The organism is Streptomyces sp. NPDC000878 (assembly GCF_053599695.1).
This window is the reverse complement of the sequence record NZ_JBSFMT010000024.1, coordinates 103,691-117,971: the sequence shown is the minus strand read 5'-3', so window position 1 is coordinate 117,971 and position 14,281 is coordinate 103,691. Positions and strand designations below refer to the sequence as shown.

Genomic DNA, 14,281 nt, shown 5'->3' with positions numbered 1-14,281 from the left:
GGGGCCCGAGGGAAGGGCTGTCGGAACTCGGAGCGGGGCTCAGATGAGGCCGAGGGCGCGGACCGCCTCGCGCTCCTCCGCCAGCTCCTGCACCGACGCGTCGATACGGGCGCGGGAGAACTCGTTGATGTCCAGGCCCTGGACGATCTCGTACACGCCGTCCTTCGTGGTGACCGGGAAGGAGGAGATGAGGCCCTCCGGGACGCCGTACGAGCCGTCGGACGGGATGCCCATGGAGGCCCAGTCGCCGTCGGCCGTGCCGTTGACCCAGGTGTGGATGTGGTCGATGGCGGCGTTCGCGGCGGAGGCGGCCGAGGACGCGCCACGGGCCTCGATGATCGCGGCGCCGCGCTTGGCGACGGTCGGGATGAAGTCCTCCGCGAGCCACTTCTCGTCGCTGACGACCTCGGCGGCGTTCTTGCCGGCGATCGTGGCGTGGAAGATGTCGGGGTACTGGGTGGCGGAGTGGTTGCCCCAGATCGTCAGGCGCTTGATGTCGGCGACCGTGGTGCCCGTCTTCTTCGCGAGCTGGGTCAGCGCGCGGTTGTGGTCGAGGCGGGTCATCGCGGTGAAGCGCTCGGCCGGTACGTCCGGAGCGGCGGCCTGCGCGATCAGCGCGTTGGTGTTGGCCGGGTTGCCGACGACGAGGACCTTGATGTCGTCCGCGGCGTTGTCGTTGATGGCCTTGCCCTGCGGCTTGAAGATGCCGCCGTTGGCCTCCAGGAGGTCACCGCGCTCCATGCCCTTGGTGCGCGGGCGGGCGCCGACCAGCAGGCCCACGTTCGCGCCGTCGAAGGCCACGTTCGGGTCGTCCGTGATGTCGATGCCCTGGAGCAGCGGGAAGGCGCAGTCGTCCAGCTCCATGGCCGTACCCTCGGCAGCCTTGAGCGCCGGGGTGATCTCCAGGAGGCGGAGCCTGACCGGCACGTCCGCGCCGAGCAGCTGGCCGGAGGCGATGCGGAAGAGCAGGGCGTAACCGATCTGGCCGGCCGCGCCGGTGACGGTGACGTTCACGGGAGTGCGGGTCATGGCGTTCTCCGTATGACAGCTGGCGGTGGGGCGTCGCTGCCCCGGTTCGGATGATCGATCTCTTGGCGTCAAGAGAGATCCGCCGTCAGGCTATCGCGCATCCGGGATCCCGGACGTCCGGGTCCCATGTGGCCCACCCCACAGAGCCGCGCCCACGCTGTCGCGCACGGTTTCCCGGGCGGTTTACCGGGCGGCGACGGCCGCTCGCCTGGGAGAGGTGGGGGACGAGCGACCGCCGACCGGGGACCGACAGTGCCGGATTCCCGTGGGGGTAATTCCCCGCCTGCCCCGAACTCGCCCGAGCAATCCCCTCACCCACCGATTTCACGATCCACGATCCCGCGGTCCGCGATGCCGTCGCACGAGGGAGAGATGCCATGGCTGCCTTAGCTACCCGGGCCGCCATGGAACGCCTTGGCCGCCCCGCCCGCCGCAGCCACCCGAGCCGCCGTGGCTGCCTCGGCCGCCACAACCCGCCATGGCTCCCAGCCGCCGTGACCGCCGCAGCCGCCCTGGCAGCCGTGGCCAACGTGGCTGGCCCGGCGTCATACGTGCCGCTGCCGCCCCGGACCCAGCCCGTGGTGACCACGGTGTGGAGCGGGACCAGCCGCTTCGAGCCCAGCAGCCCTGCCCACCACAGCCACCGCGGCAGGCCCGGACTCCCTGCCAGCCACAGCCACTGTGGCCGCCACAGCCGCCGTGGCTGCCCCGACCGCCTTAGCTGCCGTAGCCGCCATGGCAGCCCCGCAACCGCCATGGCTGCCGGTAGCTGCCAGGGCTGCCGTAGCAGCCCTGGAGCCGCTTCCTACTGCGTGCACCCCTTCTCGCCCGTCGTTGCGAGTGTGACGCATGCCGTTGCGTCGCCCGCGTCCTTCACGGCCACCATCGGCGTGTACGCGTCGGTGTCCGTGTCGACCGCGCCGGTCTGCTTTGCTCCGCCGGAGGCGGTGACGTCGACCTGGTCGCCCGGGGCCGCCTGGGTGATGCGCGCCCAGGCCGCCTGACAGGTCTTGCTGTAGCGGACCTCGACGAGCGTGGTGCCGACGGTGACACTGTTGGCGGTCTGCGCCAACTCGCCGCCGCAGCCCATGTTCTCCGGGTCCTGGCCGGTGCACGTGTCGCCGCTGCACTCCACCCCGACCGGCAGGTCGGGATCGGTGCCGGCCGACGTGGTCGGGGACGGGCTCGGCTTGCTCGCCACCGGTGTGTCATCGCCCTGGTTGGTGAAGAACAGGGCCCCCGCGACCACCACCGACGCCCCCACGACGCCCGCGAGGAACATCGTGAGCCGCCGCTTGCGCCGCGAACCGCCGGAACCACCAGGACCACCGGAACCGCTGGGACCGCCGCTGCCCCCCGGCCCGGCGTCCTGCGGCGCACCGCCGGATCCCGGTACGGGCGTACCAGGAGTCCAGGGCGTCCCGCCCGGATATCCGGGCGATCCGGAGGGCGGAGTCGCCGTGCGCCCCCCGGCGCCGCTCCTCGCCGCCGGCCCCTGGTACCCGGCCATGCCCCAGGAGTTGGCCTCGGCCGAGGCGGAACTCGCAGAGCTGGCCGAGCTGACGGAACCGAGCGAACTCGCGGAACTCGCCGAGCCGCCGGAGACACCGCCCCGCGCCGCGCCCGCCCGTACGTCGCCCACCGAGTCCCGGGTCTCCGGGGTCGGCTGCGGCGGCACGGTCGGGGAGACGCCGGCGGGTCCGGCGATTCCCGGAGTCACCGTGGCGCTCCGGGCGGCCCGCCCGTTCTTGCCGCTCCCGTTCTTCGTGTCGGCGGCAGGCGCCCCGAACTCCCCCAGCGCGGCGCGCGCCTGGGAGATCCGGATCGCCTCCATGGTCATGTCGTGGCGCATCTCCGAGCGGCTCCACGCGCGCTCGGCCAATTCCCACATCGTGGTCAGATGAACGGGATTGGTGTTGGTGACCTCGGCCAGGGCGACGATCGCGCCCTTGGGCGCGAGAAGCCGGCCGCTGAGATAACGCTCCCAGGACGTCTTGCTGTAGCCCGTGCGGTCGGCCACCGCCGCGATGTTCAGGCCGCTCCGGTCCACAAGCCTGCGCAGCTGGCTCGCGAACTCCTTGACCTGCGGATCGAGATCATCCGGCAAGGCCCTCCAACGAGGCATGGTTCCCCCCTCATTCCCCCCGGTCGTGCTGGCTGTTCTCCCGTGCGTAGTGCCGTGGATCCCTCGCCGAGTCCGTACTTGACTGTCTTGGCTACCCAAACGGATGCACCCATTCAGGATCTCGGTTCCCGGGGTGGGGGCGCACGGGAGCATTGTCGGGCCTGGAGGTGCACCGTTGCACGCCCCTGGCTTGCGGTCCAGTGTTCCACCGGTAGCCCTCCCGGCCGGCCGAACCCCTGGATGGTGCACGGGACGCCCCGGACCGTCCCGATTGCCCACATTAGCCGTGTCGCGTTGCGCGCCGGTTGCAATTCCTCGAACTTATCGACACATCGCCACACAGAAAGCACAAGAACGGTCACAGTGGACGCACGGCTGTCACATTCCCTCAGCGGCATCACCCAAAAGCGACAGCGCCGACCACCGCGAGCAACCCGAGCGCCAGTACGAGGAGTACGGCGACGAGCAGCACCCTCCGGGAGGAGTCCCCGGAAGCCCCCGTCGATGCCTCCGCATCCCCGGCGGACTCGGGCTCCACCCACCACGGAAGCGTGGGCACCTCCTCCTCGTACACCCCGTCGTACGCACCGCCCCCACCCTGGTCCTGCTGCTGCGGAGCCGGTGGCCGGGGCCAGGCCTGGACCGCCAACTCCCAGCGGACGCCGAAGCGTTCGGCGTCCGTCGGGGTGAGGCCCGCGACCCGGCACAGCGCGGCTATCGCCTGCCGAGGCGGCGGCTGGGTCGCGTTGAGGTACCGCTGCCAGGAGGACTTGCTGTACGCGGTGCGCGCGCCGAGCGCGGCCAGACTGAGCCCGGTGCGGTCCTTGAGAACCCGCACCTGCTCCACGAAGTGCCGTACCTCCGGCGGCAGATCGTCCGGCAGCGGCTGCCAGGCGCTCATCACTCACCTCCACGATGTCGGACGACGCGGGACGGGCGAGTGGTTCCACCTGCGGCGGGGCCCGGACACCTCGGCGGAACGATGGCTTCCGTGCCGCAGCGCACCGACAGACGCCGAACCGGGCCCCCCGTGCCGGAGGGAACGCGGACGCCGGCCCGTCCACACCCGGGAGAGAGGGGACGGGCCGACGGCCTACCGGACCCACCGGACCCACCGGAGCCGCTACTCGGCCACCGTGAAGTGCAGGATGTCCTGGAGGAACGGGGTCTTCAGCAACGGGTCGGGCTGGATCATCAACGCCAGCAGGACGATCGCCAGGCCGAGAAAGCCGTAGGTGACGATGTCCGTGAAGCGGGAGCGGACAGCGAGCATGCCGACATCGGGCATCACCCAGCGCAGCACCGCACCGGCCAGCAGCGCGGCTCCGATCAGCACCGTCCCGACCCGGAACACGTCCAGCGCGGTCAGCAGCAGTCCGAGTCCGACCGCGCTCAGCACGGCGAGGATCGGCCACTGCCGAGCGGGCGCCGGAGCACCGCCGGGAGCAGCCCGGCCGCCCCCCTCGGGCCGCGCGGTGTCCCGCGTGAAGAGAGGGAAACGACGCGTCGTACGCCGAGGACGCCCCGCGGCGTCCGGCGCACTGACGGGGTCCACGGCACCGACCGAGTTCACAGCACCGTCCGACTCGCCGACACCGGACTGGGGCACCTCAGTCTCACCGGACGCCGTACCGGACGGCCCACCGGAAGCCGTACCGGACGGCTCACGAGCCACCTCGCCGGACGCCGTCGCGGGCTCCGCCCGCCTGTCCTCCGCCTCAGCCGACACTGCGCTCCGCCGCCTCGACCACGTTGACGAGCAGCTGGGCACGGGTCATCGGGCCGACTCCGCCGGGGTTCGGGGAGATCCAGCCGGCGACCTCGGCGACGCCCGGGTGGACGTCGCCCACGATCTTGCCCTCGGCGGTGCGCGAGACGCCGACGTCGAGGACCGCGGCGCCCGGCTTCACGTCCTCGGGGCGGACCAGGTGGGCCGAGCCGGCCGCGGCGACGATGATGTCGGCGCGGCGGAGGTGGGCGGCCAGGTCACGCGTACCCGTGTGGCACTGCGTCACCGTCGCGTTCTCGCTGCGCCGGGTGAGAAGGAGCGGCATCGGGCGGCCGATCGTCACGCCCCTGCCGACCACCACGACCTCCGCGCCCTTGATCTCCACGCCGTGCGCGCGGAGGAGGGTGAGGATGCCGTTGGGGGTGCAGGGCAGCGGCGCCGGCTCGTTCAGGACGAGGCGGCCGAGGTTCATCGGGTGGAGGCCGTCCGCGTCCTTGTCGGGGTCCATCAGTTCGAGGACGCGGTTCTCGTCGATGCCCCGGGGGAGGGGCAGCTGGACGATGTAACCGGTACAGGCGGGGTCCTCGTTCAGCTCGCGGACCGCCGCCTCGATCTCCTCCTGCGTGGCCGTGTCGGGCAGTTCGCGCTGGATGGAGGCGATGCCCACCTGCGCGCAGTCACGGTGCTTTCCGGCGACGTACTTCTGGCTGCCGGGGTCCTCACCCACCAGGATCGTGCCGAGGCCGGGCGTCACACCCTTCTCCTTCAGCGCCGCCACGCGGGCGGTCAGATCGGACTTGATCGCGGCTGCGGTGGCCTTGCCATCGAGAATCTGGGCGCTCATACCCACATCCTCGCGGATGACCGCCTCCCGGTTCCAATCCGGGTGCCCTACGACCTGATACGCATGATCGCGGATGTTGCACTTGCACAACACATGCACTATGCGGCTGGACAAGTATGAGCGAACTAAAGAACGATAAAAAGCTGAGCAGCACAGTGCCGCGGGCAGGGCCGGGGGGCGTACCGCATCTGCATGACCTTCCTCCGTTCGGTGCCTCGCGTCGTCCCCGCACTTGACGCATACGGAGGAAGACCCGCCATGAGTTTCGGCGACCCGAACAACCCCTACGGCGCGCCCCAGCAGCAGCCCCAGCAGCCGGCGCCCGGTTACGGCTACCCCCAGCAGACCCCGCCCCAGCAGCCCGGTTACGGCTACCCGGCGGCCCCGCCGCTCGGCCAGCAGGGGTACGGACAGCCCGGCTACGGCGGCTACCCCGGCGGCCCGCTCACGATGCCGGGCAATGTGAAGGCCGCGCGCGTGATGCTCTTCGTCATCGCGGGCTTCCAGGTGATCGGCGCCATCCTCGTCGCGCTGTCCGCGGTCGCGATCAGCGCCGCGAAGAACGACGAGGAACTGAAGGACAACGTCGACTTCCAGCAGCTCGCCGACTACTCCGCCGGCGCCCTGTGGGCCGTCACCGCGATCGTCCTCGCGTGGGGCGTCTTCGCGATCGTCCTGGGTGCGAAGTTCAGCAGCGGCGGCAGCGGCATCCGCATCACCACCATGGTGTTCGCGATCATCACCGCCGTCCTCGGCATCTACCCGTTCATCGTCGTCGGCCTGGTGCACACCGTCCTGGCGATACTCGTCGCGGTGTTCGTCGGCAAGTCCGAGGGCGCGGCCTGGTTCAACCGGTCGAAGTACCCGGCGGCACACCAGTAAGCACCCCAGTAGGCACCGCACCGTTGCTCACCGGTAAGCAGCGGTCGTCGGCGAGTTCACGCCATTCACCGTCAAGGGCCGTGTCTCACCCGCACAGGGGAGGCACGGCCCTGGTGCGTCGCCCTACCCTGGCTCCGGATAGCTGCGAGGCCCGGGGAGACGCACCTTGTACAGCATCATCGTGGTACCTCGGCCGACCACGGAGGACGAGCGACGAGACACCCGATTCCGGCTCGCGCCCGGCGAACGTCTCACGTTCGGCCGGTCCGCGACCGACAACGGCCTGGAGATCCCGCACGAGGGTGTCTCCCGCGCCGCCGGTGAGATCACCGCGCAGGGCGCCTTCTGGATACTCAGCAACCACAGCCGGTCCCAGACGTACGTCGTCGAGAACCCGGAGGGCGCGGGCGAGCACATCAAGGTGGGCCCGGGGCGGCTGGACGCGCCGGTCCCCTTCGAGTTCTCCCGGATCGTGCTCCCGGCGGCCGGCGATCTGCTCCCGATCGAGGTGTGGGCGCCACGCCACGACTACCGCGACCCGTGCGCCGGCCCGACCGGCGCGACGACCGCCCCCGCCTTCTCGGTCGACCGGACGAAGCGCTACTTCGCGGTCCTGGCCGCCCTCTGCGAGCCCCGCCTGCGCGGCGCCCCGCACGCGCCGCTGCCGACGGTCGACCAGGTCGTCGACCGGCTGCGCCCCAACTGGCCCGCCGCGTCCCGCACTTCCGTGCAGTGGAACATCGACTACCTGGCCGTCAACTCCTCGGCCGTAAACGACCGAGCTTGTGCACTCGGTTGCGTTCACACCTCGTCGCGCTCCCGACTACCCCCTACGACGGGACGGTCACGGGTCGCATCTCCCTGATACTGCTCCGACCTTGTTCAGGAAGGGGCGGTGTCGGGGACGGGCCTGTTGACAAAGGCCCACACCGAGCGTGCGCGGTTGCGCACGTTGACCCCGGCGACGTGGTCGGCGGGCCCAGTGAGGCCACACCGACGACAACGAAAATGGTCCCGGTCGGACCGGTTGGCCCGCTCGGTGTGCCCACAGCGCGGACAGCGCTGCGAGGTATAGGCCGGATCGATCTCCAGGAACGGCACGTCGGCCTGTTGGGCCTTGTACTTGAGGTGTTGTCCGAGTTGGTGGAAGGGCCATGAGGAGAGCGTGCTCCGCTGGTCGCGTCGAAGCCGTACCCGGTCCCGGATGCCGTCGAGTTCTTCGACGGTGATCCCACGACCGGTGCGTTTCGCGACGGACACGATCTCCTTGGAAATTCGGTGGTTCACATGGGTGGCATGCCGATGCTCCCGCCCCGCACGCCTGGCCAGCAGGCGCTTCGCGGAGCGAGTGCCCACGGCTTGGAGTGGGCCCGCTTGACCGCGTGCCAGCGGCGGTAGCGGGTCAGGCGGCGGCCTTGGTGGTTGGTGCCGTCGGAGGTGGTGGCGAGGTTGACGATGCCCCGGTCGACCCCGATGAAGTCCACCGGCTCGAACACTTCCGGGTCGGGGAGGTCACACGTCGCGATCAGGTACCACTTGCCGTTACGGCACACCAGATCCGACTCGCCCTGACGGTGCTCGGCCAGCATCTTGAGGTGATCGGCCGAACCGGTATACCGCACGCCCTTCATCCGCCCGCCCGTCGTCCAGATCGAGACCGTACGGGCATCCGTCTGCCAGGACAGACAGCGGTCGTCGAACGGCTGCGCCGCCGTGGGCCGGAAGGCGACCGGGCTGTCCATCGCCGTGCGGTACCGCTTCGACGAGGACCGTTCCAGACGCCCGGCCTTCGCCTGTGCCGTGAGGGCGGTGTAGGCGTCGGCGACCTTCTTCACCACCCGCACCGCGGGCTGTGCGGAGAGCCCGAAGCGGGCCTTGACCTCGGCGTACAGCAGCTTCTGCAACCCGTTGCGATCCTTCACGCCGCGCTTGAAGCCCACCTGGGCGACGTGGTCGGCGGCCCGGTTGCAGGCGCGCAGTGTCGCCTCAAGCGCCGCCGCCTGTACGGGTGTCGGCAACAGCTTCACCTGCACCACCAGCTTCATGAGACCCGACGATACGACCGCAACTCACACGTCCACACGAATCCCGGACGCGTGCACGCGAACCAGTGACCAACCGGACATGCGTTCGCCTTACCCGGCTCCGCCGGGCGGCGATACCGGGCGCTCCGCGCCGCAGGACCGGGAGTCGATTCCTCCCCGGCGTGAACACCGGGGCATCCTCGACAGAATCTGGTGAGACGGGCTTCTCGGGTCCAGACAACGAGTTCTCCGGAAACACCGGGTCGTGCACCTACGTCGGCGACAACTGGAACGACAAGATCCGGTCCGCCCGCACCGAGAACACCGCGGTCAGGGTCGAGCTGTGGGAGCACGCCAACTGCACCGGCTGGTCGATCACCATCGACGACAGCGGCTACGGCAACATCGGCCCGTGGGTCAGCGCGTACCGCGTCACGTAGGACGAGCGTACGACCGTGGCCTCCGGCCCCCTCGGGGGAGAGCCGGAGGCCATTCCGTTCCCGTCCCGTCAGGCGGGGTAGCGCTCGATCACGCCGACGCGGGAGAAGGTCCAGGACGAGCCGGTGGAGTTCCAACCGCCGGTGTACGCGCCGAAGGTGCCGTCGCTCAGGGCGGGCAGGGTCCACATCCGGACGATGCCGGTGTCGTAGCCGTGCAGGAAGCCGAGGTCGTCCCGGCCGTCGCCGTCGTAGTCACCGGCGGCGAGCTTCATGCTGCCGCGGATGACCTTGCCTGCGGCGAGCCTCGCGGAGGCCTTGTGGGTGGCGGGGAGGCCGTCGGTGTTGCTCAGCCAGGTGTGCACCCCGTCGGTCTCGTCGCTGTACTCGTACCAGGCGGCCAGGTCGTCGCGGCCGTCGCCGTCGAAGTCGCCGGAGTAGACGGTGGTCCGGTCGCGGGCGCCCCAGGTCTCGCTCTCCCAGCTCCTGACGCCGGAGGCGAAACCGCCGTCGGCGGTGGCGCGGAAGGTCCAGATGCGAGCGAGACCGCTGTCGTAGTTGTAGAAGGCGCTGATGTCGTCGCGGCCGTCGCCGTTGTGGTCGCCGGTCACCAGCTGGGCGTAGCCGGCCGTCCAGCCGCCTGCCGCGATGGTCAGGGAGGCGGTGGGCGCGCCGAAGCCACCGGCCGGGGTGGACTTGAAGGTGAAGAGGCGGTCCTGTCCGGCGGCGTAGTCGTACCAGGCGGCGATGTCGTCCCAGCCGTCGCCGTCGAAGTCGCCGCTGACGAAGGTGGCCCGGGAGAAGGTCCAGTCGCCGGCCGCCGACTTCCAGGTGCGGAACGGCGTGGCGTACGCACCGTCGCCCTTCGCGAGCCAGGTCCAGATGCCCACGGTGCCGTCGGAGTATCCGTAGACGCCGGCCACGTCGGCGAGGCCGTCGCCGTTGTAGTCGCCGGTCAGCACCTTCGCGTTGGACGCGGTCCAGGTGTCGGTGGTGGTGATCCAGCCGTTCCCCGGTGCCTGGAAGACGCCGTCCGCGTTCGTGAGGAAGCGGTTGATGGCGTCGCGGCCGTCCGCGAAGTCGTACCAGACAGCGAAGTCGGAGCGGCCGTCGCCGTTGATGTCGCCCCGGACGACGGTGTTGCTGGACCACAGGCCGTCGCCGGAGGCGGTCCGCACGACCAGGTTGCCGCGGTCCTGGAGGACGACGGTACCGCCGGACGCGGAGGTCTTTGACTCCCACAGGGTGGCTCCGGCGGCCGACTTCACGACGAGGTTGCCGGACGTGGTGAGGGTGGCGGTGGCACCGGGGTTGCCGGCCGTCTTCGACGACCACAGGGTCCTGCCGGCGTTGGAGGCGACGGTCAGATCGCCGTCGGTGCCCATGGTGACCCTGGCCGACGTCGACAGCAGCGAGTCGCCGGAGCGCAGGGTCTGCCCGGCGGCCAGGCTCGCGCCCGCCGGCGCGCCGTCCGTGCGGGCCGCGACCGCGCCGGTGCGGGTCTCGGTGCTGCCGAGGCAACCGCCCTGCCAGGAACGGGAGTTGACGGCCACCAGCTCGTACGAGCCACTGCTCGTCGCACGCAGTACGGGACCGCCGGTGTCGCCCTTGCAGACGGAGTCGTCGGCGGTCCTGCCGGTCATGGCGAGGGTGCCGTCGGCTGCCACGTCCAGGGTGTAGCTCGCCTGGTGGAGCTTGTCCGGCACCCACTCCGTCTTTGTGCGGCCGTAGCCGAGGACGGTGAGCGCGTCACCGGCGGCGGGCGCGGCGGCAGCGAGCTTCACGGGGGTGATGCCGGCCGCCGGGGCGGCGAGACGGGCGAACGCCAGGTCGCGGCCGGCCCGCGGCACGATCTGGGTGATCTCGGCGACGTGGCCGCCGGTGGCGTTCAGGTCGGTGCGGCCGATGGTGGCGACGGTCTTCAGCGCGGGCTTCCCGGCCGCCGGGGCGGTGCCGGACTGCGGGTCCGTGGCGAAGCAGGAGGCGGCGGTGACGACCCACTCCGGGGCGATCAGGGCGCCGGAGCAGGCACGGGCTCCGTCGCCGATGTCCAGGTGGGCGGTGAAGGCGTGGGTGCCTTCGGGGGTCGGCGTGCCGACGACGCCGTGTGCGGCGGACGTGGACAGCAGGGCGCCGGCGGCCACGGTGACGCAGGCCGTGAGCAGGGCTGCGCCGCGGGTGGCGGCGCGCGGAGGTCTGTCGTACGAGGACATGGCTGAGTGAGGTCCCTCTCGGTGGAACGGGCGACGGACACGGCTGTTCGGCGTCCGGGAGGGTGAACTCCCGGCCATGACGGCCTACTTGGTGGCTCGTCCTACTTGGTGGCTCTGAGTTCCACGAGCATGTGGTCGCGTGCCTCCGGGTCGGTGGTCTCGCCGACCGGGGTCCAGGTGTTGGGCGTCACGTCGTACGAGGTCTCGGTGCCGTCCACCGTCAGGTCGGCGACGATCTTGTAGGCGTTGCCCTTGATGCCGTAGACCTTGGGCAGTTCCAGGGCCAGTCGGCCGGAGGAACCCTTGACGGAGAAGCAGACCGGGTAGTCGCGGTCGCGCGCCCAGACCTCGATCAGGCCGGTGGGTCCGCACTCGGCGAGCAGGATGTTGCCGTCGCCGGTGGTCAGCCGGATGCCGTGCTCGGCGTAGATCCTGTCGGCGTCGGGATACGTGAAGTCCTCGACGGCGACCGGCGGCAGGTCGTCGGCGGCGGCCACGGGGGCGCCGGTGAGCAGCAGAACGGTGGCGGCGGTTGCGGCGACAGCTGCGGCGGCTGACACGAGCAGGCGTCTCATGGACGGTCCTCCGGTCTCTGGTGAAGCGATCGGCCAGATGCGGCGATTCGGCCACTCGGGTATCGAGGGCACATAACTGCTATCAGCGGAACTTCGCCTTTCGTCCCTCGAAAGTTCGAGGATGAGCCCGGACTCGCCATGTCGCCGACAACCCTCGTGAGTTCCCCGCCCCATCACTTACCCTCCCCTTGACTGGACCGGGGAGGTGGCTTTCATGGCATCGGGGGAGGGGCAATCCCATGTACAGCGTCATCGTCGTGCCTCCGGCATGCGTACAGCCGGACGGCCAGATCAGGATCGCCACAGGTGAGAGGCTGACGTTCGGCCGGGAGGAGACGAACGGCGGCCTCACGATCGCGCACGAGGGGGTGCCCCGGGTCGCCGGGGAGATCTCGGCGCAGGGCAGCTTCTGGCTGCTGAGCAACCTCAGCGAGGACCAGACCTACGTCGTGGAGAACCCGGAGGGCGCGGGCGAGCACGTCAAGGTCGTCCCCGGCAGGGTCGACGCCCCCGTGCCCTTCGAGTTCTCCCGGGTCGTCCTGCCCGCTGCGGGCGACCTGCTCACCTTCGACGTCTGGGCGCCGCGCCACGTCTTCCGCAGCGTCGCCCGGCAGGGGCTGTCCGGAGTTCTGACCGCGCCGGCTTTCACTCTCGACCGCACCAAGCGGTACTTCGCCGTCCTGGCCGCCCTGTGCGAGTCCCGCCTGCGCGGCGAACCGCACGCCCCGCTGCCGGCGGTCGAGGAGCTGGTGGAGCGATTACGGCCGGTGTGGCCGGCGGTGAGCCGGTCGGCCGTCTACTGGAACATCGACTACCTCGCTCTCAAGCTGCGGCTGCGCCCGGGGCCGGACACCGCGGAACCGGGCCGACGCGTCAACGGCAAGAAGGAGACCCTGGTCTCCCTCGCTCTCCGCTTCGACCTGGTCCGTGAGGACGACCTCGTCGTGCTCGCCGCGCCCTCGAGCGGGATGTGCCGATGAGCGGGCAGCCGCACGCCGTCCCCGTCCCGAAGGGCTACCGCGCCGGGGACTGGGAGGTCCGCGAGCCGCTCGCGTCGGGCGCGTTCGCCACCGTGTACGCGGGACGCCGTACCGCCGGTGAACCTCGTACCGCCGCCCTGAAGTTCCTCCCCACCGGCACCCGGACCCCCCGCCAGCTCCAGCATCTGCGCGAACTGGCCGAGCGGGAGGTCGAGTTCCTCGGGCGGCTGCGGCAACCGCGGCTGATCCGGATGTACGAGACGTTCACCGTCGACGACCCGGAGCGTCCCGAACTCGACGGCGCCACCGTTCTCGTACTCGAACAGGCCGAGGCGTCCCTCGACGCCGTGGACATACGAGACCCCGGCCCGCTGCTCGCGCAGATCTGCGAGGGGCTGGCCCAGTTGCACCGCGCGGGCTGGGTGCACGGTGACCTGAAACCGGCCAATGTCCTGCTGATGAAGGACGGTTCGGTACGGCTGGCCGACTTCAGCATGGCCTCCGAGATGGAGGGCACGCACGCCTACGCCCCCGCCTTCGCGACCCCCGACTACACGCCGCCCGAGCTGCTGTGGCCGGAGGTGGACGAGCGGGGCACACGTGTTCGCCCGTCCGGCGACGTCTGGGCTTTCGGAGTCCTCGCCCACACTGTCCTGACCGGCACCTTTCCTCTGCCGGGCGGCACTCCGGAGGTCCGCGGCGACGCCGCGACGCGGTACGCGCGGGGCACGGAGGAGCTGCGGCTGTCGCCCGAACTCCCCGACGGCTGGGCGGAGATCGTCCGGGACTGTCTGGCCCGTACGCACGCCGAGCGCATCGGCACCGACGCCCTGTCGCGCCGCGTGGAGGCCGCGGCCGGGGTCGCGCGCTCACGCCGCTCGCGCAGACCGCGCCGCCCCTTCCGGCGCCGCCACCCCGTCCTGGCCGGGGCACTCGCCACCGTCCTCGTGCTCACGACCGGGCTGGGGGTCGCGGCCGGCGTCGCCCACCGGCAGGCGACCGCGTACGACGGAACGCCGGTGTACGAGGCCTTGGCCGTACCCACCACGGCATCGTCCGGCTACGGCTACGACCGTTGCCCGGCAGGCAGCGTCTGCTTCTTCAGCGAGCACTACGGCAACGGGCAGATGTGTCACTGGCAGAACAGCGACCCGGACTGGCAGAAGGGCACCAAGACCTGCTTCTGGGCCGCGCACAGCCCCGTCCGCTCGATCTTCAACAACATCGGGGACAGCCGCGACCTCGACGGCGTCGTGTACTACCGCGGCAGCGACTACGACCCCGCGGGCTTCGACCGCCGCCGCGCCGGGCAGCGCACTGGCTGCACCGGCGCGAACGTCCAGGGGAACCTGGCGGGTACGTACGCCCCGCTGTCACACAGGCTGGTCGGCAGCTGCAACTACAGCCCGTCGCTGTGGGGGGCACTGCGCTCGCTCTTCTGAG

13 protein-coding genes and 1 pseudogene are annotated in these 14,281 nt (G+C 70.8%); 5 read left to right on the top strand and 9 right to left on the bottom strand.

The window, feature by feature from the left end:
• Positions 1-39: 39 nt before the first annotated feature.
• The 5 genes from ACWDR4_RS22495 to ACWDR4_RS22475 all read right to left on the bottom strand — a co-directional run bounded on the left by ACWDR4_RS22495 (position 40) and on the right by ACWDR4_RS22475 (position 5,727).
• Entirely contained in the window at positions 40-1,029 is a 990-nt protein-coding gene (locus ACWDR4_RS22495) for a malate dehydrogenase (RefSeq protein ID WP_450410909.1), read from the bottom strand.
• Positions 1,030-1,834: 805 nt separating this feature from the next.
• A complete protein-coding gene (locus ACWDR4_RS22490) occupies positions 1,835-3,136 on the bottom strand; it encodes an XRE family transcriptional regulator (protein WP_450410907.1) in 1,302 nt (433 codons plus the stop codon).
• Positions 3,137-3,551: 415 nt separating this feature from the next.
• Positions 3,552-4,055, bottom strand: a complete 504-nt coding sequence (locus tag ACWDR4_RS22485; protein WP_450410906.1) for a helix-turn-helix domain-containing protein — start codon at positions 4,053-4,055, stop codon at positions 3,552-3,554.
• A gap of 222 nt (positions 4,056-4,277) precedes the next feature.
• Entirely contained in the window at positions 4,278-4,763 is a 486-nt protein-coding gene (locus ACWDR4_RS22480; protein WP_450410959.1) for a DUF3017 domain-containing protein, read from the bottom strand.
• A 109-nt stretch (positions 4,764-4,872) separates the two neighbouring features.
• The gene (locus ACWDR4_RS22475) at positions 4,873-5,727 is read right to left on the bottom strand and encodes a bifunctional methylenetetrahydrofolate dehydrogenase/methenyltetrahydrofolate cyclohydrolase (RefSeq protein WP_450410904.1); all 855 of its coding nucleotides are present in this window, start codon (positions 5,725-5,727) and stop codon (positions 4,873-4,875) included.
• A gap of 258 nt (positions 5,728-5,985) precedes the next feature.
• Between ACWDR4_RS22475 and ACWDR4_RS22470 the strand changes: the two genes are divergently transcribed.
• Both ACWDR4_RS22470 and ACWDR4_RS22465 read left to right on the top strand, forming a co-directional pair.
• Positions 5,986-6,609 (top strand): hypothetical protein, encoded by a 624-nt coding sequence (locus tag ACWDR4_RS22470; RefSeq protein WP_450410903.1) that lies wholly within the window; start codon positions 5,986-5,988, stop codon positions 6,607-6,609.
• 166 nt (positions 6,610-6,775) lie between these two features.
• Positions 6,776-7,366 (top strand): annotated as a pseudogene (locus tag ACWDR4_RS22465) (FHA domain-containing protein); the annotation flags it as partial.
• A gap of 125 nt (positions 7,367-7,491) precedes the next feature.
• Here the strand turns inward: ACWDR4_RS22465 and ACWDR4_RS22460 are convergent.
• Complete coding sequence (locus ACWDR4_RS22460) at positions 7,492-7,965, bottom strand: RNA-guided endonuclease TnpB family protein (protein ID WP_450410901.1); 474 nt, start codon at positions 7,963-7,965, stop codon at positions 7,492-7,494.
• Entirely contained in the window at positions 7,893-8,654 is a 762-nt protein-coding gene (locus tag ACWDR4_RS22455) for a hypothetical protein (protein WP_450410899.1), read from the bottom strand. The genes ACWDR4_RS22460 and ACWDR4_RS22455 overlap by 73 nt, the downstream gene beginning before the upstream one ends.
• A 161-nt stretch (positions 8,655-8,815) precedes the next feature.
• Between ACWDR4_RS22455 and ACWDR4_RS22450 the strand changes: the two genes are divergently transcribed.
• Positions 8,816-9,073 carry a peptidase inhibitor family I36 protein gene (locus ACWDR4_RS22450; RefSeq protein WP_450410898.1) on the top strand — a complete coding sequence of 86 codons (258 nt, stop codon included), beginning with the start codon at positions 8,816-8,818 and terminating at the stop codon, positions 9,071-9,073.
• A 68-nt stretch (positions 9,074-9,141) separates the two neighbouring features.
• On the opposite strand, the gene ACWDR4_RS22445 is transcribed toward ACWDR4_RS22450, so the two are convergent.
• Both ACWDR4_RS22445 and ACWDR4_RS22440 read right to left on the bottom strand, forming a co-directional pair.
• Entirely contained in the window at positions 9,142-11,283 is a 2,142-nt protein-coding gene (locus ACWDR4_RS22445; protein ID WP_450410897.1) for an FG-GAP-like repeat-containing protein, read from the bottom strand.
• A 101-nt stretch (positions 11,284-11,384) separates the two neighbouring features.
• Positions 11,385-11,858 (bottom strand): hypothetical protein, encoded by a 474-nt coding sequence (locus tag ACWDR4_RS22440; protein WP_450410895.1) that lies wholly within the window; start codon positions 11,856-11,858, stop codon positions 11,385-11,387.
• Between the two features lie 239 nt (positions 11,859-12,097).
• Here ACWDR4_RS22440 and ACWDR4_RS22435 point away from each other — a divergent pair, with 239 nt between their 5' ends.
• A complete protein-coding gene (locus tag ACWDR4_RS22435) occupies positions 12,098-12,838 on the top strand; it encodes an FHA domain-containing protein (RefSeq protein WP_450410894.1) in 741 nt (246 codons plus the stop codon).
• Positions 12,835-14,280 carry a protein kinase domain-containing protein gene (locus ACWDR4_RS22430; protein WP_450410892.1) on the top strand — a complete coding sequence of 482 codons (1,446 nt, stop codon included), beginning with the start codon at positions 12,835-12,837 and terminating at the stop codon, positions 14,278-14,280. Before ACWDR4_RS22435 ends, ACWDR4_RS22430 begins: the two co-directional genes overlap by 4 nt.
• The last annotated feature ends 1 nt before the right edge of the window (position 14,281 follow it).

What these genes read in the sequence shown, in the direction of transcription:
- ACWDR4_RS22495 (WP_450410909.1), bottom strand. Translation starts at nt 1,029, where the DNA reads ATGACCCGCACTCCCGTGAACGTCACCGTCACCGGCGCGGCCGGCCAG.
- ACWDR4_RS22485 (WP_450410906.1), bottom strand. Translation starts at nt 4,055, where the DNA reads ATGAGCGCCTGGCAGCCGCTGCCGGACGATCTGCCGCCGGAGGTACGG.
- ACWDR4_RS22475 (WP_450410904.1), bottom strand. Translation starts at nt 5,727, where the DNA reads ATGAGCGCCCAGATTCTCGATGGCAAGGCCACCGCAGCCGCGATCAAG.
- ACWDR4_RS22470 (WP_450410903.1), top strand. Translation starts at nt 5,986, where the DNA reads ATGAGTTTCGGCGACCCGAACAACCCCTACGGCGCGCCCCAGCAGCAG.
- ACWDR4_RS22455 (WP_450410899.1), bottom strand. Translation starts at nt 8,654, where the DNA reads ATGAAGCTGGTGGTGCAGGTGAAGCTGTTGCCGACACCCGTACAGGCG.
- ACWDR4_RS22445 (WP_450410897.1), bottom strand. Translation starts at nt 11,283, where the DNA reads ATGTCCTCGTACGACAGACCTCCGCGCGCCGCCACCCGCGGCGCAGCC.
- ACWDR4_RS22440 (WP_450410895.1), bottom strand. Translation starts at nt 11,858, where the DNA reads ATGAGACGCCTGCTCGTGTCAGCCGCCGCAGCTGTCGCCGCAACCGCC.
- ACWDR4_RS22435 (WP_450410894.1), top strand. Translation starts at nt 12,098, where the DNA reads ATGTACAGCGTCATCGTCGTGCCTCCGGCATGCGTACAGCCGGACGGC.
- ACWDR4_RS22430 (WP_450410892.1), top strand. Translation starts at nt 12,835, where the DNA reads ATGAGCGGGCAGCCGCACGCCGTCCCCGTCCCGAAGGGCTACCGCGCC.